The organism is Burkholderia sp. 22PA0099 (assembly GCF_047497165.1).
In the GTDB taxonomy this organism is placed as follows: Bacteria; Pseudomonadota; Gammaproteobacteria; order Burkholderiales; family Burkholderiaceae; genus Burkholderia.
This window is the reverse complement of sequence record NZ_CP163165.1, coordinates 1,222,485-1,246,029: the sequence shown is the minus strand read 5'-3', so window position 1 is coordinate 1,246,029 and position 23,545 is coordinate 1,222,485. Positions and strand designations below refer to the sequence as shown.

Genomic DNA, 23,545 nt, shown 5'->3' with positions numbered 1-23,545 from the left:
AGCCGGGCGGGGCGTTGCGCATTCGGAAGAGGAAAAGGCGCGCGCTCAGCGACGCAACAGATAGGACAGCAGAATATCGGTGTTCATGCGCACCATTTCGGCGCGTTCCTCAGGTGTGCTGAAGTCTCGGCCGAGCATGGCCGCCAGCGTGTAGCGGTTCGACACGATGTAATAGCCGAGCCCAGACAGCGTCACGTAGAAGCGCAGCGGATCGACGTCCGAACGGAACAGCCCGGCCGCCTGGCCGCGCGCGAGCACGCTGCCGAGCGTCTGCACCAGCGGAGAGATCATCGCGCGCAGGCTGTCCGCCTTCATCATGTAGCGCGCTTCGTGCAGGTTTTCGTTGTTGACGAGGCGCAGCAGCTCCGGATGATCCCGGTAGTAATCCCAAATGAAATGCGCGAGCCGAGTGACGGCCTCGACGGGCGGCACGCCGTCGAATTCGAGCACGCGCTCGGCTTCGTTCAGCGCGGAAAACGAATGTTCGAGGACGGCCGTGAACAACTGCTCCTTGCTGCCGAAGTAGTAGTACAGCATCCGTTCGTTGGTTTCGGCACGGCGGGCGATCTGGTCGACGCGCGCACCGGACAGGCCACCACTGGCGAATTCTTCTGCGGCGGCCAGCAGGATGCGGCGCCGGGTTCCTTCCGGGTCTCTTTTGATTTTCGGCTGAGTCATGTGTTTTGGCCCGCGTGATTCGCGTGATTCAGTCGGCATCGCCGGGGCGTCCGATCCGCATCCGGCACCGGGGGCCGACCCGGCCGGATAGGCGGTCGCGCCCTGCAGCGGTCGAGCAAAAAATGCGCCTTGATTATGCGCATAGGCGCAGCCGAGCGCAAGGCGGGAAATCGGCGATAATTGCGCTTTGCCGAACCCTGCAGGCCGCGCTGAAACGCCCTTCCCCCGGCGCGCGCCGCCCCTGCCGTCACCGTGACCGACATCCAGAAACTCGCGGATCGCATCGAAGATCTGCTCCCCCAGACGCAATGCACGAAGTGCGGCTACGAAGGCTGCCGACCCTACGCCGAGGCGATCGCCAACGGCGCGGCCGGCTACAACCAGTGCCCGCCCGGCGGCCATGAAGGCATCGAGCGGCTCGCCGCGTTGCTCGGCAAGCCCGTGATTGCGCTCGCCGTCGAGCATGGCGAGGAGCGCCCGCGGCCGCTCGCCGTGATCGACGAACAGCTCTGCATCGGCTGCACGCTGTGCATGCAGGCCTGCCCGGTCGATGCGATCGTCGGCGCGCCCAAGCAGATGCACACCGTGATCGCCGAGCTGTGCACCGGCTGCGACCTGTGCGTGCCGCCCTGCCCGGTCGACTGTATCGACATGATCCCGGTCACCGGCGCGCGCACCGGCTGGGATGCCTGGACCCAGCAACAGGCCGACGGCGCACGCGCGCGCCACGACCAGCGCCTGGCCCGCCAGCAGCGCACGCGCGAGGCTGCCGAGGCCCGCGCGGCGGCACGCCGTGCGGCCAGCGCCGCGAGCACCGCCGAGGCCGCCCCCGCCGTCGAGGCCAGCGCCGCCATGCCGCAGGCCGCCGACGATCCGGAAGCGAAGAAGCGTGCGATCATCGCCGCCGCGCTGGAACGCGCACGCAAGAAGAAGGAAGAACTGGCCGCGAGCGGCAGCGTGCCGAAGAACACCGACAACGTCAGCCCGGCCGTGCAGGCGCAGATCGACGCCGCCGAAGCGCGCCGCAAGCGCATCGAGGCCGAACGCCAGGCAGCCGATGCCGCCACCTCCAACGGCGAACCGCCGGCCACGCCGCCCCGCACCGAATGAACGCCAACAAACGACGCGCGATCTACGAAACGCTGCAAAGCCTGAACCCGCATCCGACCACCGAGCTCGAATACACCACACCGTTCGAACTCCTGATCGCCGTGCTGCTGTCGGCGCAGGCCACCGACGTTTCGGTCAACAAGGCGATGCGCAAGATGTTCCCGGTGGCGAACACGCCGGCGCAAATCCTCGCACTCGGCGAGGCCGGTGTGACCGACTACATCAAGACGATCGGGCTGTACAAGACCAAGGCGAAGAACGTCGTGGCGACCTGCCGAATTCTGCTCGATCAATACGGCGGCGAGGTGCCCGCCGATCGCGAAGCGCTCGAAGGCCTGCCCGGCGTGGGCCGCAAGACGGCCAACGTGGTGCTGAACACCGCGTTCGGGCAGCCGACCATCGCCGTCGATACGCATATCTTCCGCGTCGCCAACCGCACCGGCCTCGCGCCCGGCAAGGATGTGCGCGCCGTCGAGGCTGGGCTGGAGAAGTTCACGCCGGCCGAATTCCTGCAGGACGCGCATCACTGGCTGATCCTGCACGGCCGCTACGTGTGCAAGGCGCGCCGGCCCGAATGCTGGCATTGCGCGATCGAGCCGCTTTGCGAATTCCGGCCCAAGACGCCGGCGCCGATCGAGTAAATCGTTCGCCATGCGAAGCGATACGCAAGTACGCGGCGGCTTAGGCCGCCGTTTTTGCATCGGCATCCGGTAGCGTTCAGTATCCGGTCGATTGTTTCGCAGTCCGATCCGTCACGCGTTGGCGGTCGCCGTGGCGGCATCGTCGGCCTTGCCGCCTGCCTTGACAAGCCACAGCACGGCCGTCAGCACCGCCACGCCGCCGGCCCACTGCAGCGGCGAAAGCGCCTCGCCGAACAGCAGCGCCGCGAGCGCGACCGTTACCACCGGCTCCAGCGTCGACAGCATCGAGGTGCGCGCCGCGCCGAGCAACGCGAGCCCGGCGAAGAACGCCAGCATCGCGCCGACCGTCGACACCAGCGCAATACCGAGCAGTGCGAACCAGCTCGTCGTGGTGTGCGGCCAGTGCGGCGCGACACCGAACGCGGCCAGCCGCACCAGCGCGATCAGCACGAACATCGCGGTGGCGGCCAGGCAGATGATGGCCGTGGTGGCAAGCGGATCGACGCCGCGCGTGGCGCGCGCGCCGGCCACGATATAGAGCGAATAGATCACGGCGGCGGCCAGCGACAACGCGATGCCGAGCGGCTCGCCGTGGCCGCCGCCGACCATCAGCGCCGAACCGGCCACGCACAGCACCAGCGCCATCGCCTTCCTGCGCGTGAGCCGCTCGCCGAGCCACCACGCCGCCAGCAGCGTGACGAACGCCGGATACAGGTACAGCAGCAGCGCGACCAGGCTGGCCTGCGCATGCTGCAATGCGGTGAAATAGCAGAACGACTGGCCAACGTAGCCGATCGCGCCCATCGCCGCGATCCGCGCGCAGGCGCGCCCGCCGGGCCACGCCACGCCGCGACGCCAGGCGATCAGGGCCAGCAGCGCACCGCCGACGCCGAAGCGGAAGATCAGCAGGCCCAGCACGTCGACGCCGCCCGCATACGCATAGCGGCCGAAGATCGCCATCGCGCCGAACGCGGCGGCCGACAGCGCGACGATCAGGGCGCCGCGAACGGTGGTGGACGGCGAGGCCTGCGCGGCGACGGTGCTCATGAGCGAACCTGCTGGGGCGAACCTGCGGTGGAAAGATGAAAGGGCTGAACGGCCAACCGGCGATTCTAGCGAGCGCCGCGCCCGCCCGATACTCAGGAAAGCGCGCAGCCCGGCCCGGCAGCGCGCGCGACGGCGGCGTAGAATGGCCGCTTTCGCGGCACCTCGACCGCCTGCCAGAGCCCCCGAATCATGTTCAATCCGAGCCGCGACGAAGTGCGTCGCTTCTTCATCGACGCCCGCCGCAAACAGCGCCAGGGCGAAATCCTCACGCCGCTTGAGGCGATCGCCGCCGACTGGATCGTCGAGCATCCCGAATACCACGCGGAGCTCGACGACGACACCGAAGCCGGCGTCCGCGAATATCCGCCCGAGGCCGGCCGCACCAATCCGTTCCTGCATCTGTCGATGCATCTGGCGATCAGCGAACAGTTGTCGATCGACCAGCCGCCCGGCATCCGCGCCGCGCACGAGAAGCTGGCCGGGCGCCTGCCGTCGGCGCACGACGCGCAGCACGCGATCATGGAATGCCTCGGCGAGACGATCTGGGAAGCGCAGCGCACCGGTACGCCGCCCGATACCGACGCCTACCTGCAGCGCATCCTGCGCCGCGCCTCGCGCGACTGAACACGCGTCGCGGCCTCGCGCGACTGAACACGCGTCGCGGCCTCGCCGCCAACGTCTCGCGCCCCTAAAAAAATGCCCCGCTGAAGCGGGGCATTTCATACCGGCATCAGCCTCGGCAGGCGCTCACTTCTTGAACACCAGGCTGCCCGGCAGCGATTCCAGATAGGCCGCGATGTCGTTCATGTCGCCCACCGACAGGCTCTGCACCTGCGCCTGCATGATCGCGTTGTTGCGGCCGAGCAGCGGGTTCGTCAGGCCCATCTGGTACTGGCGCATCGCCCAGACGAGGTAGTCGGCGCGCTGCCCCGCGATGCGCGGATATTCGGCGTTGATCGGATTGTCGAGCTTGGTGCCGTGGCAGGCGGCGCAGTTGTGCGACTCGACGAGCTGCTTGCCCTTGGCCGCATCGGCCGCGTGCGCGACGCCCGTCGCGAGGCAGGCGGCCAGCGCAAGCGCCGCCGCGATGCGGAATGCCGGTTGAGGCTTGGTCATGGAGGCTCCTGTGCGGCTGAGCGAACGCCAGCGCGGGCTTATTTGTAGGGATTGATCTTCGAATCGGGCTTCTGGGCAGCGTAGTACGCGGCGAGATCCGCGATGTCCTGGTCGGTCAGCGACGCGGCAATCGCGTTCATCGACGCGAAATGGCGGTCCTTCTTCCGGTACGCCTTCAGCGCGTTTTCCAGGTATTGCTGATTCTGCCCGCCCAGCAGCGGCACCCGGTACACCTCCGGATACGCCGTGCGGTAATCTTCGATGCCATGACAGCCGATGCACATCGCAGCCTTGCCGGCCCCGTCTTTCGGGCTGCCTGCCGCACGGGCCGCCGGAGCGGCGGACACCGCGAGCGCTACGATTACCGCGGCCACGACCTGTTTGCCGACGAAATTGTTCATAGCTTGTACCTAGCTTGAGGGGAAAACCTGTCGCCCGGTAAGGCAACGGACTGCGTCATTTTGCTTATAGATGAGACACGCAGGCCGAAAAGCGGGCCGATTGTACCGCGCTGCCGACGACGCAGTCCATCCGCGCCAGCCCTGCCCCGCACCCACCCGCTCCGGCCCGCAAACCCCCACCGGACAACGCCCGCCACGATACCAAGGGCCGCCCCGACGCAACAGCGCCTTTGACTTATACTGGGATTTTTTGCAGGAAACAGGCCGCCATGCGCTTCGAAGGTTCCTCGCAATATGTCGCCACCGACGACCTCAAGCTCGCCGTCAACGCGGCGCTGACGCTGCAACGCCCGCTGCTCGTCAAGGGCGAGCCCGGCACCGGCAAGACCATGCTGGCCGAGGAAGTGGCCGCCGCGCTCGGCATGCCGTTGCTGCAGTGGCACGTCAAGTCCACCACCAAGGCGCAGCAGGGCCTGTACGAATACGACGCCGTCTCGCGGCTGCGCGATTCGCAGCTTGGCGACGAGCGCGTCAAGGACATCGCCAACTACATCGTGCGCGGCGTGCTCTGGCAGGCCTTCGACGCCGACGAGCCCTGCGTGCTGCTGATCGACGAAGTCGACAAGGCCGACATCGAATTCCCGAACGACCTGCTGCGCGAACTCGACCGCATGGAATTCCATGTGTACGAAACGCGCCAGATGGTGCGCGCCCGGCACCGGCCGCTCGTCATCATCACGTCGAACAACGAGAAGGAGCTGCCCGACGCGTTCCTGCGCCGCTGCTTCTTCCATTACATCCAGTTCCCCGATCCGGTGACGATGCAGCGCATCATCGAGGTCCACTACCCCGGCATCAAGCAGGCGCTGGTGCGCACCGCGCTCGAGAGTTTCTTCGAATTGCGCGGCGTCGCCGGGCTCAAGAAAAAACCTTCGACGTCCGAACTGCTCGACTGGCTGAAGCTGCTGCTGGCCGAGGATATTCCCCCCGAAGCGCTGCGCTCCACCGACCACAAGCTGGTGGTGCCGCCGCTGGCCGGCGCGCTGCTCAAGAACGAGCAGGACATGAGCCTGTTCGAGCGGCTCGTGCAGATGAACCGCCACAACCGCTGAACGCCACGCCGCCGCCGAGGAACCCGATCGTGCCCCGCCCCGCCTTCGCCCCCGTGACCTGCGCTCGCCGCGCAGGCGTTTCGCGATGCTGATCGATTTCTTCTATTCGCTGCGCGCGGCCAAGCTGCCGGTTTCCGTCAAGGAATACCTGATGCTGCTCGATGCGCTGCGTCAGGACGTGATTCCGCCGTCGATCGATGCGTTCTACTACCTGTCGCGCATGACGCTGGTGAAGGACGAGCAATATTTCGACCGTTTCGATCAGGCGTTCGGCGCGTATTTCCACGGCGTGGCCACGCTGCCCGCCGACGCGTTCGAGATCCCGCCCGACTGGCTCGAAAAGAAGCTGCAACGCGAGCTGACGCCCGAGGAACGCGCGCAGATCGAGGCGCTCGGCGGCCTCGACAAGCTGATGGAGCGCCTGCGCGAGCTGTTCGACGAGCAGAAGGAGCGCCACGAAGGCGGCAACAAATGGATCGGCACGGGCGGCACCTCGCCGTTCGGGCATGGCGGCTACAACCCGGAAGGCGTACGCATCGGCGGCCCGTCGAACGGCAACCGCACCGCGCTGAAGGTGTGGGAAGCGCGCGGCTACCGCGATTACGACGATTCGGTCGAACTCGGCACGCGCAACATCAAGGTGGCGCTGCGCCGGCTGCGGCGCTTCGCGCGCGAGGGCGCGGCCGACCAGCTCGACCTGCCCGGCACGATCCGCAGCACGGCCGCCAACGCCGGCTGGCTCGACCTGCGCATGATGCCCGAGCGGCACAACAACGTGAAGGTGCTGATGCTGCTCGACGTGGGCGGCTCGATGGACGACCACATCCAGCGCACCGAAGAGCTGTTCTCGGCGGCCAAGGCCGAGTTCAAGCATCTGGAGTTCTACTACTTCCACAACTGCGTCTACGACTACCTGTGGAAGCACAACCGCCGCCGCCACGCCGAGCGCACGCCCACCTGGGACCTGCTCCACAAGTTCACGCCCGACTACAAGCTGATCTTCGTCGGCGACGCCACCATGAGCCCCTACGAGGTGGTGCAGCCGGGCGGTTCGGTCGAATACAACAACCCGGAGGCCGGCAGCGTCTGGCTGCGCCGGCTGGCCGACCAGTTCCCGCATCACGCCTGGCTCAACCCCGAGCCGGAGCGACTATGGGAGTACCGGCAATCGGTGTCGATCATCCGCGACCTGCTCGGCGCGCGCATGTATCCGCTGACGCTGGCCGGGCTCGAATCGGCGATGCGGCAGTTGAGCAAGTAAGCGCGCCACCCGCCGTCGTGCGGGCCGCCGGTGCATCTCGTCCCCCCAGGCGCCCTCGGTTTCCGTAATATCCCGGCTTCACCGGTTTTGCACGCCGCCGCCGATCCGCCCGGATCGCCGTGCGGCGCCCGGTTCGCCGCCCCCTCCCCGCTTCGGAGTGCTTGACACATGAACCCGTCCCACGCGCCCGGCACGCCGCCGGCCGCTCCCGCCCCGCGCTTCTTCGCGGATACCTCGCTGTCGGCGCTGGTCGCCGGTTTCGTCGCGATGATGACGGGCTACACCAGCTCGCTGGTACTGATGTTCCAGGCCGGGCGTGCCGCCCACCTGAGCGACGCGCAGATTTCCTCGTGGATCTGGGCGCTGTCGATCGGCATGGGCGTGACCACCGTCGGCCTGTCGCTGCGCTATCGCGCGCCCGTGGTGGTGGCGTGGTCCACTCCCGGCGCGGCGCTGCTGGTGGCCTCGCTGCCCGGCGTGCCGTACCCGTACGCGATCGGCGCGTTCGTGGTGTGCGCGCTGCTGCTGACGGCGATCGGCGTGAGCGGCGTGTTCGATTCGCTGATGCGGCGCATTCCGTCGGGCATCGCCGCCGCGCTGCTGGCCGGCATCCTGTTCGAGATCGGCATCGAGATCTTCCGCGCGGCGCAGTTCCAGGCCGGCCTCGTGATCGCGATGTTCCTGACCTATCTGGTCGTCAAGCGGCTCGCGCCGCGCTACGCGATCGTCGCCACGCTGGTGGCCGGCACCGCCGTGGCCGGCGCGCTCGGCCTGCTCGACTTCAGCCGGTTCCGGATCGCGTTCGCGCACCCGGTGCTGACCGTGCCGGCGTTCTCGGTGTCGGCGATCGTCAGCATCGGCATTCCGCTGTTCGTGGTGGCGATGGCTTCGCAGAACGTACCCGGCATCGCCGTGCTGCGCGCCGACGGCTACACCACGCCGTCCTCGCCGCTGATCGCGACCACCGGCCTCGCCTCGCTGGCGCTTGCGCCGTTCGGCTCGCACGGCGTCAACCTGGCCGCCATCACGGCCGCGATCTGCACCGGCCCCGAAGCCCACGAGAACCGCGCGCGGCGCTATCCGGCGGCCGTCTGGTGCGGCGTGTTCTATTTGGTGGCGGGCGTGTTCGGCGCGACCATCGCCGCGCTGTTCGACGCGCTGCCGAAGGCGCTGGTGGTGTCGGTGGCCGCGCTGGCGCTGTTCGGCTCGATCATGAGCGGGCTGTCCAACGCGATGCAGGACGTTCGGCAGCGCGAGGCGGCGCTCGTCACGTTCATGACGACGGCGTCGGGCCTGACGCTGCTGTCGATCGGCCCGGCGTTCTGGGGGCTGGTGGCCGGCGTGATCACGCAGGTGATTCTCAACGCGCGGCGGGGGTGAGGGCGGCGGGTTCGGCGAGGTTGGACGATACGTTGGCGGATTCGTGCATCGGCGCCCGGCAGCCCGCTGAAGTTCTCCAAGAAGCCACCGCGCTGCTTCCACCGCGCCTGCGCTGAAATTCAGCCGCCATTCCGCACCGGCGCAACAACGGCCAAGCCGCCCGTACCACCCGCCTCGCGCCCCCGGGCACGCCCGATGCTCCCTCGCTTGCGTTCGGCTCGACACGGACGCCGCCCCGAATCGGGCCTAGAATAGAGCACTTCGGTCGCCGGCCCGCCCTCCGTTCCAGGGGCGAGCCGCCGGCCCGCTTCGCCGCCGCGCGTTCGCCGCGCGGCCCTCCGTCGAACCCGGCGCGCTGCGCCTCTTCAACGATTCGCCATGACTACCGCACTCGACCAGCTGAAGCAATACACGACCGTTGTCGCCGATACCGGCGATTTCCAGCAGCTCGCGCAGTATCAGCCGCAGGACGCGACCACCAACCCCTCGCTGATCCTGAAGGCGGTCCAGAAGGACGCCTACAAGCCCCTGCTCGAAAAAACCGTGCGCGACCACGCGGGCGAATCGACCGACGTCGTCATCGACCGCCTGCTGATCGCATTCGGCACCGAAATCCTCAAGATCATTCCCGGCCGCGTCTCGACCGAAGTCGACGCGCGCCTGTCGTTCGACACGCAACGCTCGATCGACAAGGGCCGCGAACTGATCCGCCTCTACGAAGCCGCCGGCATCGGCCGCGAACGCGTGCTGATCAAGCTCGCCTCGACCTGGGAAGGCATCCGCGCCGCCGAGGTGCTGCAGAAGGAAGGCATCAAGTGCAACATGACGCTGCTGTTCTCGCTGGCCCAGGCCGCCGCCTGCGCCGAAGCGGGCGCACAGCTGATCTCGCCGTTCGTCGGCCGGATCTACGACTGGTACAAGAAGCAGGCCGGCGCCGATTGGAGCGAAGAGAAGAACGGCGGCGCGAACGATCCGGGCGTGCAGTCGGTGCGCCGCATCTACGCGTACTACAAGAAGTTCGGCTACAAGACCGAAGTGATGGGCGCGAGCTTCCGCACCACCAGCCAGATCACCGAGCTGGCGGGCTGCGACCTGCTGACGATCAGCCCGGATCTGCTGCAGAAGCTGCACGAGAGCAACGACAAGGTCGAGCGCAAGCTGTCCGGCGACAGCGGCCAGGACGCCCCGGCCGAGCGCGTGGCGATCGACGAGGCGTCGTTCCGCTTCCAGCTGAACGACGACGCGATGGCCACCGAAAAGCTCGCCGAAGGCATCCGCGCGTTCTCGGCCGACGCGGTCAAGCTCGACGGCCTGATCGAAGCGCTGCGCTGATCGACGGGCGGCATCGCCCGCCAGCTCACGCAACGGCCGCCTCGCGCGGCCGTTCTCGTTTCCGTTGTTTCTTCAACGGCCGCGCGCAAGCACTACAATTCCCGTCACGGAGCGCGCTCGCCGTTGCCGGCGGCGCCGTTCCCCACCCGTTTGTTCAGCAGGACGAACGAAGCTGCCAAGGAGACGACGATGCAAGTGCAACCGTACCTGTTCTTCGGAGGCCGCTGCGACGAGGCGATTGCCTTCTACCGCAGCGCCATCGGCGCGGAAGTCCAGATGTTGATGCGCTTCAAGGATGCGCCGCCGAACCCCGGCCAGCCGATCGATCCGGCCTCGGCCGACAAGGTCATGCACGCGAACTTGCGCATCGGCGAATCGCAACTGATGTGCTCGGACGGCGACGTGCGCCCCGGCGCGCCGCAGCAAGTGCATGACGGCTATTCGCTGTCGCTGAACCCGCCCGGTGTGGACGAGGGAAAGCGGATCTTCGCGGCGCTGGCCGAGGGCGGCACGATCGTGATGCCGTTCGGGCCGACGTTCTGGGCGCTCGGCTTCGGCATGCTGCGCGACCGCTTCGGCGTGCACTGGATGGTCAACGTCGAGGACCCGGCCGCGCGGCCCTGAACCCGCCTCACGCAAGCCATCGAATAGCAAGGCCGGCCCCGCCGCATGCAGCGGGGCCGGCCTCTGTCGTCAATCCATTCGTCATCCGAACAAAACTCCGGCGCCCGCGCATTCACCCCTCCGCCACGTCGAGATAATCCTCGGGCCGCGTGCGATCCTCGGCGCGCGCCATGCCGCTCGCGCGCACGGCCAGGCTGACCACCACCGACACCACCAGATTGACCACCAGCGACCACACCGCCGCATAACCGGGAATCGCCAGGCCGAACAGGTGGATCGTGAAGATCGAGCCGGCCAGCTTCAGCGAGATCGCCATCCAGGTGCCGCACACGATGCCGGCGGCCCAGCCGGCCAGCAGGCCGCGATGGTCGAGCACGCGCGTGTAGAGGCCCAGCACGATCGCCGGCAGCGTCTGGATGATCCAGATGCCGCCGAGCAGTTGCAGTTGAATCGCGTAGGTCAGCGGCAGGCCGAGGATGAAGGCCACCGCGCCCACCTTGACGATCAGCGACACCAGCTTCGCGACGTTGGTCTCCTGATGCGGCGTCATGTTGCGGTTGAAGAACTCGCGGTGGATGTTGCGCGTGTAGAGGTTGGCCGCCGCGATCGACATGATCGCGGCCGGCACCAGCGCGCCGATCCCGATCGCCGCGAACGCCACGCCGACGAACCACGACGGGAAGAAGTGCAGGAACAGCGCCGGCACCGCGAAGTTCGCGCCGTAGGCCTTGAAGTACGGCGCGAACTCGGGCATGTCCTTCACGCCCGAGGCCAGCGCCATGTAGCCGAGCAGCGCCAGCAGCCCGAGCACGAACGAGTAGGCCGGCAGCATCGCCATGTTGCGGCGGATCGTGTTGCCCGAGGCCGACGACAGGATCGCCGTGACCGAGTGCGGATAGAGGAACAGCGCGAGCGCCGAGCCCACCGCGAGCGTCGCGTAGGCGCTGTAGCCGTTCAGGCTCGATACGTCCGGCGCCTTCAGCATCAGCTTGGCCGGCGGCACCGAGCCGAAGATATGGCCGAAGCCGCCCAGTTGCGACGGGATCACGATGATGGCGGCGGCGATCGTCACGTAGATCAGAATGTCCTTGACGATCGCGATCATGGCCGGCGCGCGCAGCCCCGAGGTGTACGTATAGGCCGCCAGGATCGCGAACGCGATGATCAGCGGCAGGTCGCCGAGCAGACCGTGCGTGTCGATGCCGAGCCCGCCGATCACCACCTCGATGCCCACCAGTTGCAGCGCGATGTACGGCATGGTGGCGACGATGCCTGTCACCGCCACGGCCAACGCCAGCATCCGGCTGCCGTAGCGCGCACCGACGAAATCGGCCGCGGTCACGTAGCCCTGGCGCTTGGCGATGCTCCATAGCTTCGGGAACACCACGAACGCGAACGGGTAGATCAGGATCGTGTACGGCAGCGCGAAGAAGCCCATCGCGCCGGCGCCGAACACCAGCGCGGGCACCGCCACGAACGTGTAGGCGGTATAGAGATCGCCGCCGAGCAGGAACCACGTGACGATCGTGCCGAAGCGCCGCCCGCCGAGGCCCCACTCGTCGAGCTGGGCCAGATCGCCGCGCCGCCAGTGCGCGGCCACGAAGCCGAGGATCGTCACGCCGACGAAGAACAGCACGAAGACCAGGGTTGCGGTCACGTTCATTGCCCGCCCTCCTTCGTGCCGCCCGCGCGCCAGCAGTGCTTGGTCTTGCCGTAGACGAACGCGGTGATCGCCGCGCTGGCCAGCACCCAGGCGAGCTGATACCAATAAAAGAATGGGAATCCGAACCATTGCGGTTCGACCTTGGCGTACGACGGCACCCAGACCATCGCCACCACCGGCAACACCAGCAACCAGAGCCAGCGCTTGGCGGCCTGGTTGGCCTTGGCTTCGTGAGCCATGACGTCTCCTCTCATGCTCGATTGTTTGGAGTCTTGAACGAGTCGGGCGGCACGGGCGCACGCAGGCCGATCGGCGGCGGTTCCCGGCTCGCAGAGTATAAGAGCCGGAAAAACCGGCAGATACGCGGGCGAACCCGAAGCGGGAGGCCATCCGGCAACGGCGAGGGAAACAGCGGGGCGGAGGGTTGCGGCGGGAGAAACGAAACGGCCCGCGCCGGCCGGGAAAACCGGTGGCGCGAGCCCAAGCGAAAAATGCAGCGAGCGCGGCGCGGGCCGCGCGCCGGCTGTCAGATCGTGAACGTGGCCGCGTCGCCGCCGGCCGATTCCTGGAACCCCTTGACCCACTTGCGGGCCGGCAGCTTCAGCGTGTCCTCGATCAGCGCCGCGCGTTCGTTCAGTTGTGCGTACGTTACCGCCAGCGCCGGGCCGGAAAACGCGAACGCGATCCGGTTGCCGTCGTGCACTTCCGGCAGCGCGATCACGCGCTGCTCGAACGCCGCGTTCAGGTGCTTCATGTTGCGCACGAAGCTCGGATGATCGCCGAACAGGTTGATGACGGCGACGCCGGCCTCGTCGAGGCAAGCACGCGCGGCGCGATAGAACGCCACGCTGTCGAGCACGGGGCCGCGCGCGGTGGCGTCGTACAGGTCGATCTGCAGCGCGCCGACGGTGCCGCGATTGGCCGGATCGTTGACGAAATCCCAGGCGTCCGCTTCATGCACGGTCAGGCGCTCGTCGTCGTGCGGCATCGCGAACATGGTATGCGCGGCCACGATCACGGCCGGGTTCAGCTCGACCGCCTCGACGCGTGCGCGCGGCAGGTAGGCATGCGCGAACTTGGTCAGCGCGCCGGTGCCGAGGCCCAGTTGGACGATGCGCTCGGGCGTGTCGAGGAACAGCAGCCAGGCCATCATCTGCTGCGCGTATTCGAGTTCGAGCGCGAGCGGCTTGCTCAGGCGCATCGCGCCCTGCACCCACTCGGTGCCGAAATGCAGGTAACGCACGCCGCGCTCCTCGGAGAACGTCACGGGCGCGAAACGCGGCTTGCGCGGCGCCTCGATCACGGGTGCGTCGCTGAGATCGTCGTGGTTGGCGCGCGATTTGGAACGCACGCCGGCATGCTTGGCAACGGCTTCGTCGGCTCGCGAATTGTCGCGGCGAAACGCGCGCGCCTCGGCGGACGCGCGCTTGATCAGTCGGGTCATCTGAATGGCTCGCGCGGGCGGCGCGATTCGGTAGGAACGGGAGGACGAGAGGATAGCACCGGCGCGAGGCGGCTGGCCGTTTCATGGCGGGCTTCAGGGCTGATTTCGCGGCCGCCATGGCGCTCGTTTGCGCGGCTTCAGCCGGTCAGCCCGCGCCACATCGCAAGCTTCTGCGCGAACGACATCGACGCATGCGCCGGGCTGCTCGACGGCAGCCGCACGATCCGGTAGCGCGAGGCCAGTTCACCGAGCGTCTTTTCGCCGAGCGTCGCGGCCTTGCCGCCGTTGAAGCCGATCGTCTCGAGCGCGGGCAGGCTGGCCACCAGCCGTTGCAGATCGTTGCCGAGGTGATTGCGAATTGCGCTGTCGAGGCTGCCGTCGCGTTGCGCTTCGGCGATCACGTCCCAAAGGCCGAAGCCGTGCTGCAACAGCGTGTGCAGGCGCGCCTCGTAGGCCAGCGGCCGCAGCGGCACGCCGAGCACTTCGCCGAGCAGATCCCAGAATTTGTTTTGCGGATGCGCGTAATACTGGCCGTGCGCCAGCGAGGCCGCGCCCGGCAGGCTGCCGAGCAGCAGCACGCGCGTCCCGCCGTCGACCACGGGCGGGAAGCAGCGCTTGAAGGCGGAATCGATGGCGCCGGCCGGATCCATGTACGGAATCAGAACGCGCCGGCAAGCGCGGCCGGGGCACCGATCACGCGCCGCCAGAGGCCCGGCAGCATGCATTCGGTCACCATCAGCGGCGCACGATGCCGCTCGAACACCGAGCGGCGCGCGACGAACGCATGCACCGGCGGCTCGCCGGCCGGCAGCGCCCGCTCGGCCAGCGCATGCACCGGATGCCCGGTAATCACGCGCCGGCTGACCAGCGCCGAGCGCCCGACCTGCGGATCGCTGTAGAGCAGTTCCGCGAGCGGCCGCGTGCGCAGCCGGCGGATCGCCTGCCACACGCCGCGGCTCGCGCCGAGCGGCGTCAGGCTGTGCGCGGCCACGCACGGCTCGCCGTCCACACTCAGCACCACCTCGCGCACCCAGCAGGCGCTGCGCGAACTCAGGCCGAGCGCGGCCGGCTCGCCCGCCCACGGTGCGGCCACGACTTCGCGCGTCACGCGCACGGTAACCTTGCCGAGCGTGGCCAGATGCGCGGTCAGCGAGCCGCCGCGCGTGAGCCAGTCCTTCTGCGCCGCGTGCAGGCCGGGGCGCGGTGGCGCGCTCCAGCCCGCGCCCGCCGCGTCGAATTGCACGCGCGGGCCGTGCATCACGCGCCGCGCGACAGCAGCAGGGCGTTGGTGCGCTTGACGAAGGCCGCCGGATCTTCCAGCGAGCCGCCTTCGGCCAGCATCGCCTGATCGAACAGCAGGTGGCACCAGTCGGCAAAATCGGCGCCGTCGGCGTTCAACTGCTTGATCAGCGGATGCTCGGGGTTCACTTCGAGGATCGGCTGCATCGACGGCGCCTGCTGGCCCGCCGCCTTCAACATGCGCTGCAGGTAGCCGCTCATGTCGTGATCGTCGGCCACCAGGCACGACGGCGAATCGGTCAGGCGGAACGTCACGCGCACTTCCTTGACCTTCTCGCCGAGCGTGGCCTGGATCTTCTCGACGATCGGCTTCATCGCCTCGCCGGTTTCTTCCTGGGCCTTCTTCTCGGCGTCGTCGATCGAACCGAGATCGAGGTCGCCACGCGCCACGCTGGCGAGCGGCTTGCCGTCGAATTCGTTCAGGTAAGACAGCATCCACTCGTCGACGCGGTCGGTCAGCAGCAGCACCTCGACATCCTTCTTGCGGAACACTTCCAGATGCGGGCTGTGCTTCGCGGCTTGCCAGGCGTCGGCCGTGACGTAGTAGATCTTGCTTTGCTCGGGCTTCATGCGCGAGACGTAGTCGGCCAGCGACACCGTCTGCTCGGCCGTATCGCCGTGCGTCGAGGCGAAGCGCAGCAGCTTGGCGATGCGCTCGCGGTTCGCGTTGTCCTCGCCCACGCCTTCCTTGAGCACCTGGCCGAACTCGTTCCAGAACGTCTTGAACTTGTCCTTGCCTGCATCGTCCTCGGCGTTCGCGAGCTCTTCGAGCATCGACAGCACGCGCTTGGTCACGCCGTCGCGAATGGTGCGCACGTCGCGGCTTTCCTGCAGGATTTCACGCGACACGTTCAGCGGCAGATCGGCCGAATCGACGATGCCCTTCACGAAGCGCAGGTATTGCGGCAGCAGTTGTTCGGCGTCGTCCATGATGAACACGCGCTTCACGTACAGCTTCAGGCCGCCGCGGTAATCGCGGTTCCACATGTCGAACGGCGCGTGCGCGGGCACGTACAGCAGCTGCGTGTATTCGCTGCGGCCTTCGACGCGGTTGTGCGTCCAGGCGAGCGGGTCCTTGTGATCGTGCGCGACGTGCTGGTAGAACTGCGTGTACTGCTCGTCGGTGATCTCGGATTTCGAACGCGTCCACAGCGCGCTCGCCTGGTTGATGGTTTCGTCCTCGTCCTTCGCGACCATCTCGCCCTTTTCCTGATCCCATTCTTCCTTCTGCATCAGGATCGGCAGGCCGACGTGGTCGGAGTACTTCTGGATGATCGACTTGAGCTTGTGCGACGACAGCAGGTCGTCCTCGCCCTCGCGCAGATGCAGCGTGATGGTGGTGCCGCGCTGCGTGCGCTCGATCGCGTCGACCGTGAAATCGCCCTCGCCCGCGCTTTCCCAGCGCACGCCTTCCGAGGCCGGCGCGCCGGCGCGGCGTGTTTCGACCGTGATGCGGTCGGCGACGATGAAGCCCGAATAGAAGCCCACGCCGAACTGGCCGATCAGCGCGGCGTCGCGCTGCTGGTCGCCCGACAGCTTCGAGAAGAATTCCTTGGTGCCCGAGCGGGCGATCGTGCCGAGGTTGGCGATCGCCTCGTCGCGGCTCATGCCGATGCCGTTGTCGTCGATCGTCAGCGTGCGCGCGGCGCGGTCGTAGCCGATGCGGATACGCAGGTTCGGATCGTTTTCGTACAAGGCGCCATTTTCGAGCGCCTCGAAACGGAGCTTGTCGGACGCGTCGGACGCGTTCGACACCAGTTCGCGCAGGAAGATTTCCTTGTTGCTGTACAGCGAATGGATCATCAGATGGAGGAGTTGCTTGACCTCCGCCTGGAAGCTCATCGTTTCATGTGCCATGGCGATTTTCCTGTGACTGATCGGTTGAATGGGTGCGGATCCGCATGCGGATCGTCTTCGGGCACCGAAATGGGGTCGGCCGGGGGGCTTTTCAAGACCCCACGGCCAGAGATGTTATCGATCTGGCCCCATCAGAACCGGCGGGGGCCGGGACGATACGCGGTTCAGGCGGCGTCCAGCTCGCCGCGTTCGGCCTCGGCCGTACGGCGCGGCACCGAATCGAGGTAGCGCGCGAGGAACCCGGCCAGCGCCGGATCGCCGCAGTTCGCGACGTTGAAGCGCGTCCAGGTGGACGGCGACTGCTGCGGCGAGAACAGCCCGCCCGGCGTCAGCAGGAAACCCTCCTCGTGCGCGGCGGCGGCCAGCGCGCTGGCGTCGGCGCCGGTGTCGACCCACAGGAACATGCCCGCCGCCGGCATCGTGAACAGGCGCATGCCCACCCGCTCCAGCATCCGCGCGGTCTTGTCGCGCACGCCGTCGAGCCGACCGCGCAGCCGCTCCACGTGGCGCCGGTAATGCCCCTCGGTCAGCACCTTGTAGAGCACCCGCTCGTTGAGTTCCGGCGTGGCCATGCCGGCCAGCATCTTCTGGTCGGTCAGCGCATTGGCGATCTCGGGCGCGCAGGCCACGTAGCCCACGCGCAGGTTCGCCGCCAGCGTTTTGGAGAAGCTGCCCAGGTAGATCACGCGCTTCAGTTGATCGAGGCTGGCGAGCCGCGTGGCCGGGTAGCGCGCCGGGCACAGGTCGCCATAGATATCATCCTCGACCACCAGGAAATCGTAGGCCTCGGCGAGCCGCAGGATACGAAACGCCTGCGCGGCCGACAGCGAGGTGCCGGTGGGGTTCTGCAGCACCGAATTGATCACGAGCATTTTCGGCCGCCATTGCTGCACGAGCGTTTCGAGTGCGTCGAGATCGGGGCCGTCGGGCGTGTAGGGCATGCCCACCAGCCGCGCGCCCTGCGAGGCGAAGCGGCCGAACATCTGGAACCAGGCCGGGTCGCCGACGATCACGGCATCGCCCGGGCGCACGTAGAGCCGCGAAATCAGGTCGATCGCCTGCGTGACGCCGGACACCAGCACGATCTGCTCGGGCGACGCGCCGATCTCGACCTCGGCCAGCCGCGTCTGCAACTGCTGGCGCAGCGGCAGGAAGCCCTGCGCGCTGCCCAGGCCGAGCATCTGCGCGCCGCTCTGGCGGCCCAGCGCGCGCAGCGCGCCGGTGATCAGTTCGCCGTCGAGCCAGCGCGCCGGCAGATAGCCGAGCCCCGGCCCCTTTTCCGGGCTGACCGTGTGCAGCATGTTGCGCAGCAGCCAGACCACGTCGAGCGTGTTGTCGACCGGCGCGGGCGGCGTGTCCTTGCCGGGCCGGCCCGATTCGCCGGGCAGCGCGGCCGGCGTGCGCTCGCGCACGTAGAAGCCCGAGCCGCGCCGCGAATCGAGGTAACCCTGCGCGACCAGCCGCTCGTAAGCCTCCACCACGGTGAAGCGCGACACGTTCTTGTCGATGGCGAGCTTGCGGATCGACGGCATCCGCATGCCGGGGCGGAACACCCGCTCGTCGATGCGACGGCGCGCCCACTGCACGAGCTGATCGACCAGCGTGAGCGTGGCGGTATCGTGCGGCGCGGGAATCTGGTCGAGCGGAACGGTGGACATCGCGATCCCTTGGAACTGTACAGAAAAGTATCGCGCCGATTGTACCGTTACTGTTCCGGTCCGTGCGATTACAGTTTTCAGGTCGCCATCAGGCGGGCATCCGCTTTCATCGCGCGGCCTGCCCACCTGGCGCAAGGCATCCGCCGGAGCCATCCGCTCCGCGCCGCCACCACGGCTTGCGTTGCACCTGCCCGGCCATCCGGCCATCAGCCAATACGGCAGGCCACCGCCCTTCCCGCCGGACGCCATCCGTCCGTACCGCACCTCGCCGCACCAGCGTATCGGGCCGGTTGCATGGGGCCGGCAGCCTGGACGCAGCCCGTATGCCTGCGCTTCACCCGTTTTTGCCGAACCGAATACCGACATGACCGCACGACCGCTGAAACTCGACCACCTTGTGATTGCCGCGCGCACGCTCGACGAAGGCACGGCCTACGTCGCCGACACGCTCGGCACGGAGCCGGCCGGCGGCGGCGCGCATCCGCTGATGCGTACCCACAACCGCCTGTTCGGGCTGTGGGGCGGCGCCTACCTCGAAGTCATCGCGATCGATCCCGATGCGCCGCAGCCGGCGGGCGTGCCGCGCCCTCGCCTGTTCGCGCTCGATGAACCCGCCATGCACAAGCGCATCGCCAAGGCGCCGGCGCTGGTGCACTGGGTGGCCCGCGTCGAGCCGCCGCGCCATCTCGACGTCTGGCGCCGCCAGTATCCCGAGCGGATTCCGCCCGTCGTGCGGATGCGCCGTGGCGACTGGTCGTGGAGCCTGACCGTGCCGGACGACGGTGCATTCCCGCAGGCACCCGACCAACCGGCCCACGGCCTCGCGCCGTCGCTGATCCAGTGGGATACGCCGCGCCATCCGTCCGATGCCCTGCCGCACCACGACATCGCGCTGACTGCGCTGGCCGCCACCCATCCGGCCTCCGACGCGATCACCACGCACCTCGACTGGCTCGGTGCGGGCAAGCTGCTGGCCGTCTCGGCCGGCCAGTCGGCCGAGCTGATCGCGAGCTTCGACACGCCGAAAGGCGCGCGCACGCTGCGCTGACGCGCGACCGCGCCGTTCCCCTCAACCCGACCGGAACCTCAAGACCCCAATGTCCGATTCCCGCGAAACCCGCGGCATGCTGCTCGGCCTGCTCGGCGTGATGATCTTCAGCCTGACGCTGCCGATGACGCGCGTCGTCGTCAGCGAATTCCACCCGCTGCTCAACGGCCTGGGCCGCGCGCTGGCCGCCGCCGTGCCGGCCGGGCTGCTGCTCTGGTGGCGCCGCGAGGCGCTGCCCACGCGCGCGCAACTGAAAAGCCTGGCGGTGGTGTCGGCCGGCGTGATCGTCGCCTATCCGGTGTTCTCGGCCTGGTCGATGAAGACGGTGCCGGCCTCGCACGGCGCGGTGGTCAACGGCCTGCAGCCGCTGCTGGTGGCGATCTACGCGGCGTGGCTGTCGCGCGAACGGCCGTCGCGCGGCTTCTGGCTGGCCGCGCTGGCCGGCAGCGCGCTGGTGATCGCCTATGCGCTGCGCGACGGCGGCGGCACGCCGCAAGTGGGCGACCTGCTGATGCTGGTCGCGGTCGGCATCGGTGCGCTCGGCTATGCCGAAGGCGCGCGGCTCGCCCGGCAGATCGGCGGCTGGCAGGTGATCTGCTGGGCGCTGGTGGTGTCCGCGCCGTTCCTCGTGCTGCCGGTGGGCTGGCTCGCCTGGGAGCACCATCTGACGCACCCCCAGCCGGCCCGGCTGACCACCTGGCTCGCGTTCGGCTACGTGACCGTGTTCTCGCAATTCCTCGGCTTCTTCGCCTGGTACGCGGGCCTCGCGATGGGCGGCATCGCGCGCGTCGGCCAAGTGCAATTGCTGCAGATTTTCTTCACGATCGCGTTCTCCGCGCTGCTGTTCGGCGAATCCGTCGCGCCGTCCACCTGGCTGTTCGCGGCGGCCGTGATCGCCACCGTGGTGCTCGGCCGCCGTTCGGCCGTGCGCACCCTGCCCCAACCCGCCCGCGCGAACTGATCGGCGAGCGATACTTTCCCCTTTGCCCCGCACCATCGAGGACACCATGAACCCGAGCGACCTGCCCCAACCGAACTGGCCCCTCTCCCAACGCGCCCGCAAGCTGACCAGCTCCGCCATTCGCGAGATCCTGAAAGTCACGGAGCGCCCCGAGGTCATTTCGTTCGCGGGCGGGCTGCCGTCGCCGGCCACGTTCCCGGTCGAGCGCGTACGCGAGGCCGCCGACCGCGTGCTGCGCGACGCGCCGGCCGCGGCCCTCCAGTACAGCGCCACCGAAGGCTTCCTGCCGCTGCGCGAGTGGGTGGCCGAGCGCTACCGCGTGCGCACCACCCAGGTGCTGATCACCACCGGCTCGCAGCAGGCGCTCGACCTGCTCGGCAAGACGCTGATCGATCCGGGCAGCCGCGTGCTGGTGGAAACGCCCACCTATCTGGGTGCGCTGCAATCGTTCTCGATGTACGAGCCGAACTACGTGCAGCTGGCGAGCGACGATTTCGGCCTGGTGCCCGAGGCGCTCACGCCCGAGGTCACACGCGACGCACGCGCGCTCTACGCGCAGCCGAACTTCCAGAACCCGACCGGCCGCCGCATGCCGCTCGAACGCCGCCAGGCGCTCGCCAGGTTCGCGCAAACCAGCCCGTTCCCGGTGCTGGAGGACGACCCGTACGGCGCGCTGAACTACCAGGGCGAGCCATTGCCGACCCTGCTGTCGATGGCGCCCGACCACATCGTGCATATGGGCAGCTTCTCGAAGGTGCTCTCGCCCGGCGTGCGGATCGGCTACGTGATCGCCCCCGAGGCGCTGCACTTCAAGCTCGTGCAGGCCAAGCAGGCCACCGACCTGCACACGCCGTCGCTGACCCAGCGCATCGCCTACGAGGTGATCCGCGACGGCTTTCTCGACACGCATATTCCGAGCATCCGCGCGCTGTATGCCGCACAATGCGACGCGATGCTCGGCTCGCTCGCGCGCCACATGCCGGCAGGCGTGACCTGGAACCGCCCGGAAGGCGGGATGTTCATCTGGGTGCAACTGCCGGCGGGTATCGACAGCATGGCCCTGCTCGACGCCGCGATCGCGCAGCACGTCGCGTTCGTGCCGGGCGCGCCGTTCTTCGCCGACGACGCGCAGTCGAACACGCTGCGCCTGTCGTTCGTGACGGTGCCCCCCGAGCAGATCGAGGAAGGCGTGGCGCGGCTCGGCAAGCTGCTGCGCGAGCGCATCGCATCCTGAACCGCCTGACATCCATTCACACGAGGACATACAACAGATGGCAAACGTCTACGACAAACTGAAGGCTCTCGGCATCGAACTCCCGAACGCGGGCGCACCGGCCGCCGCTTACGTGATGAGCGCGCAAAGCGGCAACACCGTCTACCTGTCGGGCCACATCGCCAAGAAGGACGGCAAGGTGTGGGTCGGCAAGCTCGGCGCCGATCTGTCGACCGACGACGGCAAGCTGGCCGCGCGCAACGTGGCGATCGACCTGCTGGCCACGCTGCACGCGCACACCGGCGACCTCAACAAGGTCAAGCGCATCGTCAAGCTGATGAGCCTCGTCAACTCGACGCTCGAATTCACCGAGCAGCACCTGGTGACGAACGGCGCGTCGGAACTGATCGCCGACCTGTTCGGCGACGCCGGCAAGCACGCGCGCTCGGCATTCGGCGTGGCGCAGATCCCGCTCGGCGCCTGCGTCGAGATCGAACTGATCGCCGAAGTCGAATGACGGCCCGGCGCGTTCGCTTCAAGCAGGTCGACGTCTTCACGGCCACCCCGTTTCGCGGCAATCCGCTGGCGGTGATCTTCGACGCCGATGGGTTGTCCGACGCCGACATGCGGGCGATCGCGCACTGGACCAATCTGTCGGAAACCACCTTCGTCTGCACGCCGACCGATCCGGCCGCCGATTACCGCGTGCGCATCTTCACGACGGGCGGCGAGCTGCCGTTCGCCGGCCATCCGACGCTCGGCACGGCGCATGCGGTGCGCGAGGCCGGGCTGGTGCCGCGCACGCCGGGGCGGCTCGTCCAGCAATGCGGCGCCGGGCTGGTCGTGCTGCGCGAGCAGGCCGACGGCCGCCGCGCGTTCGCCGCGCCGCCGGCACGCGTGACGCCGCTGCCGGCCTCGGCCTATCCGGCGCTGGCGGCGGCGCTGCGCAGCGAGGCCATCGTGTTCGACGCGGCCCCGTGCGGCGTCGACAACGGCGCGCCGTGGCTGGTGGTGCGGCTCGCCTCGGCGGCCGACTGCCTGGCGCTCGCGCCGGACGCCCAGGCGCTCGCCGGCATCGTGGCCTCGGTCGGCACGCACGGCGTGGCGGCCTACGCGCCGCACCCGGCCGGCGGCCCGGCCACCTTCGAAGTGCGCTGCCTGATGACGGGCGAGCAATTCGGCGTGGGCGAGGACCCGGTCACCGGCAGCGCCAACGCGGCGATCGCCGGCCTGCTCGACAGCCAGGGCCTGCGCCCCGGCAATGCCTACACGGTGCGCCAGGGCACCGCGATCGGCCGCGACGGCCGCGTGTCGGTCGACTATGAAGACGGCAGCATCTGGATCGGCGGCGACACCGTCACCGTCGTCGACGGCAGCTTCCTGCTGCCCTGAATTCCGCCAGCCGTGCGTCGCACGGCCGCGCCCGCATGAGCTCGAAACGATCCTCAATTTTGTTTCAAATCATGCTTTCTTCAATAGCCCCCTATCCGCCCCGCCTCGGTTTTTGCCCTCGCTATCTAATTCGCTGACCAACCAGTAATATCGGGACCAATCGAACCCGAGCGGTCGCCACATGGGCCGGCACCCCATACGTGCCGGCGGCATGCCGTCCAAGGAGTCGGATAAAACACATGGCGCCACCCGCCCGACGCGGGGGCGACACCATCGCGCGATGCCGGGCAAGCGGCATGCGCGACCGG

General features: G+C 68.2%; 24 protein-coding genes. 13 read left to right on the top strand and 11 right to left on the bottom strand.

The features are described from left to right. Positions 1-45: 45 nt before the first annotated feature. The gene (locus AB4851_RS21035) at positions 46-678 is read right to left on the bottom strand and encodes a TetR/AcrR family transcriptional regulator (RefSeq protein WP_414445634.1); all 633 of its coding nucleotides are present in this window, start codon (positions 676-678) and stop codon (positions 46-48) included. A 252-nt stretch (positions 679-930) separates the two neighbouring features. Between AB4851_RS21035 and rsxB the strand changes: the two genes are divergently transcribed. Both rsxB and nth read left to right on the top strand, forming a co-directional pair. Then, positions 931-1,788, top strand: coding sequence for an electron transport complex subunit RsxB (rsxB, locus tag AB4851_RS21030; protein ID WP_414451322.1), 858 nt, complete (start codon positions 931-933; stop codon positions 1,786-1,788). Next, positions 1,785-2,429 (top strand): endonuclease III, encoded by a 645-nt coding sequence (nth, locus tag AB4851_RS21025; protein WP_414442720.1) that lies wholly within the window; start codon positions 1,785-1,787, stop codon positions 2,427-2,429. The genes rsxB and nth overlap by 4 nt, the downstream gene beginning before the upstream one ends. A gap of 111 nt (positions 2,430-2,540) precedes the next feature. Here the strand turns inward: nth and AB4851_RS21020 are convergent, their stop codons facing one another. Beyond that, positions 2,541-3,476: a DMT family transporter gene (locus tag AB4851_RS21020; RefSeq protein WP_414451321.1), complete on the bottom strand. Its 936-nt coding sequence runs from the start codon at positions 3,474-3,476 to the stop codon at positions 2,541-2,543. Positions 3,477-3,665: 189 nt separating this feature from the next. Between AB4851_RS21020 and AB4851_RS21015 the strand changes: the two genes are divergently transcribed. After that, complete coding sequence (locus AB4851_RS21015) at positions 3,666-4,100, top strand: DUF1841 family protein (protein ID WP_414442722.1); 435 nt, start codon at positions 3,666-3,668, stop codon at positions 4,098-4,100. 123 nt (positions 4,101-4,223) lie between these two features. Here the strand turns inward: AB4851_RS21015 and AB4851_RS21010 are convergent, their stop codons facing one another. Then, on the bottom strand, positions 4,224-4,592 hold the full coding sequence (locus AB4851_RS21010) for a c-type cytochrome (RefSeq protein WP_414442723.1): 369 nt from the start codon (positions 4,590-4,592) through the stop codon (positions 4,224-4,226). Between the two features lie 38 nt (positions 4,593-4,630). Further along, positions 4,631-4,993 (bottom strand): c-type cytochrome, encoded by a 363-nt coding sequence (locus tag AB4851_RS21005; RefSeq protein ID WP_414451320.1) that lies wholly within the window; start codon positions 4,991-4,993, stop codon positions 4,631-4,633. A 269-nt stretch (positions 4,994-5,262) separates the two neighbouring features. Here AB4851_RS21005 and AB4851_RS21000 point away from each other — a divergent pair, with 269 nt between their 5' ends. The 5 genes from AB4851_RS21000 (at position 5,263) to AB4851_RS20980 (ending at position 10,702) form a co-directional block, all read left to right on the top strand. Beyond that, complete coding sequence (locus tag AB4851_RS21000) at positions 5,263-6,105, top strand: AAA family ATPase (protein ID WP_414442725.1); 843 nt, start codon at positions 5,263-5,265, stop codon at positions 6,103-6,105. 85 nt (positions 6,106-6,190) lie between these two features. Continuing rightward, the gene (locus tag AB4851_RS20995) at positions 6,191-7,366 is read left to right on the top strand and encodes a vWA domain-containing protein (RefSeq protein WP_414451319.1); all 1,176 of its coding nucleotides are present in this window, start codon (positions 6,191-6,193) and stop codon (positions 7,364-7,366) included. 168 nt (positions 7,367-7,534) lie between these two features. Beyond that, the gene (locus tag AB4851_RS20990; protein WP_414442727.1) at positions 7,535-8,746 is read left to right on the top strand and encodes a benzoate/H(+) symporter BenE family transporter; all 1,212 of its coding nucleotides are present in this window, start codon (positions 7,535-7,537) and stop codon (positions 8,744-8,746) included. Between the two features lie 378 nt (positions 8,747-9,124). Continuing rightward, complete coding sequence (gene tal / locus AB4851_RS20985) at positions 9,125-10,078, top strand: transaldolase (protein ID WP_414451318.1); 954 nt, start codon at positions 9,125-9,127, stop codon at positions 10,076-10,078. A gap of 189 nt (positions 10,079-10,267) precedes the next feature. Beyond that, complete coding sequence (locus AB4851_RS20980; RefSeq protein WP_414451317.1) at positions 10,268-10,702, top strand: VOC family protein; 435 nt, start codon at positions 10,268-10,270, stop codon at positions 10,700-10,702. 112 nt (positions 10,703-10,814) lie between these two features. Here the strand turns inward: AB4851_RS20980 and mctP are convergent, their stop codons facing one another. The 7 genes from mctP to AB4851_RS20945 form a co-directional block, all read right to left on the bottom strand. Continuing rightward, complete coding sequence (gene mctP / locus AB4851_RS20975; RefSeq protein ID WP_414451316.1) at positions 10,815-12,365, bottom strand: monocarboxylate uptake permease MctP; 1,551 nt, start codon at positions 12,363-12,365, stop codon at positions 10,815-10,817. Continuing rightward, positions 12,362-12,604 (bottom strand): DUF3311 domain-containing protein, encoded by a 243-nt coding sequence (locus tag AB4851_RS20970; protein ID WP_414451315.1) that lies wholly within the window; start codon positions 12,602-12,604, stop codon positions 12,362-12,364. The genes mctP and AB4851_RS20970 overlap by 4 nt, the downstream gene beginning before the upstream one ends. 287 nt (positions 12,605-12,891) lie before the next feature. Next, the gene (locus AB4851_RS20965; protein ID WP_414451314.1) at positions 12,892-13,809 is read right to left on the bottom strand and encodes a spermidine synthase; all 918 of its coding nucleotides are present in this window, start codon (positions 13,807-13,809) and stop codon (positions 12,892-12,894) included. Between the two features lie 137 nt (positions 13,810-13,946). Continuing rightward, on the bottom strand, positions 13,947-14,459 hold the full coding sequence (locus AB4851_RS20960; protein WP_414442733.1) for a DNA-deoxyinosine glycosylase: 513 nt from the start codon (positions 14,457-14,459) through the stop codon (positions 13,947-13,949). An 8-nt stretch (positions 14,460-14,467) separates the two neighbouring features. Further along, on the bottom strand, positions 14,468-15,067 hold the full coding sequence (locus AB4851_RS20955; RefSeq protein ID WP_414451905.1) for a chorismate--pyruvate lyase family protein: 600 nt from the start codon (positions 15,065-15,067) through the stop codon (positions 14,468-14,470). Then, the gene (gene htpG / locus AB4851_RS20950) at positions 15,067-16,965 is read right to left on the bottom strand and encodes a molecular chaperone HtpG (protein WP_414451313.1); all 1,899 of its coding nucleotides are present in this window, start codon (positions 16,963-16,965) and stop codon (positions 15,067-15,069) included. Before htpG ends, AB4851_RS20955 begins: the two co-directional genes overlap by 1 nt. A gap of 164 nt (positions 16,966-17,129) precedes the next feature. Beyond that, positions 17,130-18,623 carry a PLP-dependent aminotransferase family protein gene (locus tag AB4851_RS20945; RefSeq protein ID WP_414451312.1) on the bottom strand — a complete coding sequence of 498 codons (1,494 nt, stop codon included), beginning with the start codon at positions 18,621-18,623 and terminating at the stop codon, positions 17,130-17,132. A 364-nt stretch (positions 18,624-18,987) separates the two neighbouring features. On the opposite strand from AB4851_RS20945, the gene AB4851_RS20940 reads away from it, so the two are divergent. Genes AB4851_RS20940 through AB4851_RS20920 form a run of 5 tightly spaced genes read left to right on the top strand, consistent with a single transcriptional unit; the run spans position 18,988 to position 23,237 of the window. Beyond that, positions 18,988-19,671, top strand: coding sequence for a VOC family protein (locus AB4851_RS20940; RefSeq protein WP_414442736.1), 684 nt, complete (start codon positions 18,988-18,990; stop codon positions 19,669-19,671). A gap of 49 nt (positions 19,672-19,720) precedes the next feature. Beyond that, positions 19,721-20,632 (top strand): DMT family transporter, encoded by a 912-nt coding sequence (locus AB4851_RS20935; RefSeq protein WP_414451311.1) that lies wholly within the window; start codon positions 19,721-19,723, stop codon positions 20,630-20,632. Positions 20,633-20,678: 46 nt separating this feature from the next. Next, a complete protein-coding gene (locus AB4851_RS20930) occupies positions 20,679-21,866 on the top strand; it encodes a PLP-dependent aminotransferase family protein (RefSeq protein WP_414451310.1) in 1,188 nt (395 codons plus the stop codon). 37 nt (positions 21,867-21,903) lie between these two features. After that, on the top strand, positions 21,904-22,362 hold the full coding sequence (locus tag AB4851_RS20925) for a RidA family protein (protein ID WP_414442739.1): 459 nt from the start codon (positions 21,904-21,906) through the stop codon (positions 22,360-22,362). Next, positions 22,359-23,237 (top strand): PhzF family phenazine biosynthesis protein, encoded by an 879-nt coding sequence (locus AB4851_RS20920; RefSeq protein ID WP_414451309.1) that lies wholly within the window; start codon positions 22,359-22,361, stop codon positions 23,235-23,237. The genes AB4851_RS20925 and AB4851_RS20920 overlap by 4 nt, the downstream gene beginning before the upstream one ends. The last annotated feature ends 308 nt before the right edge of the window (positions 23,238-23,545 follow it).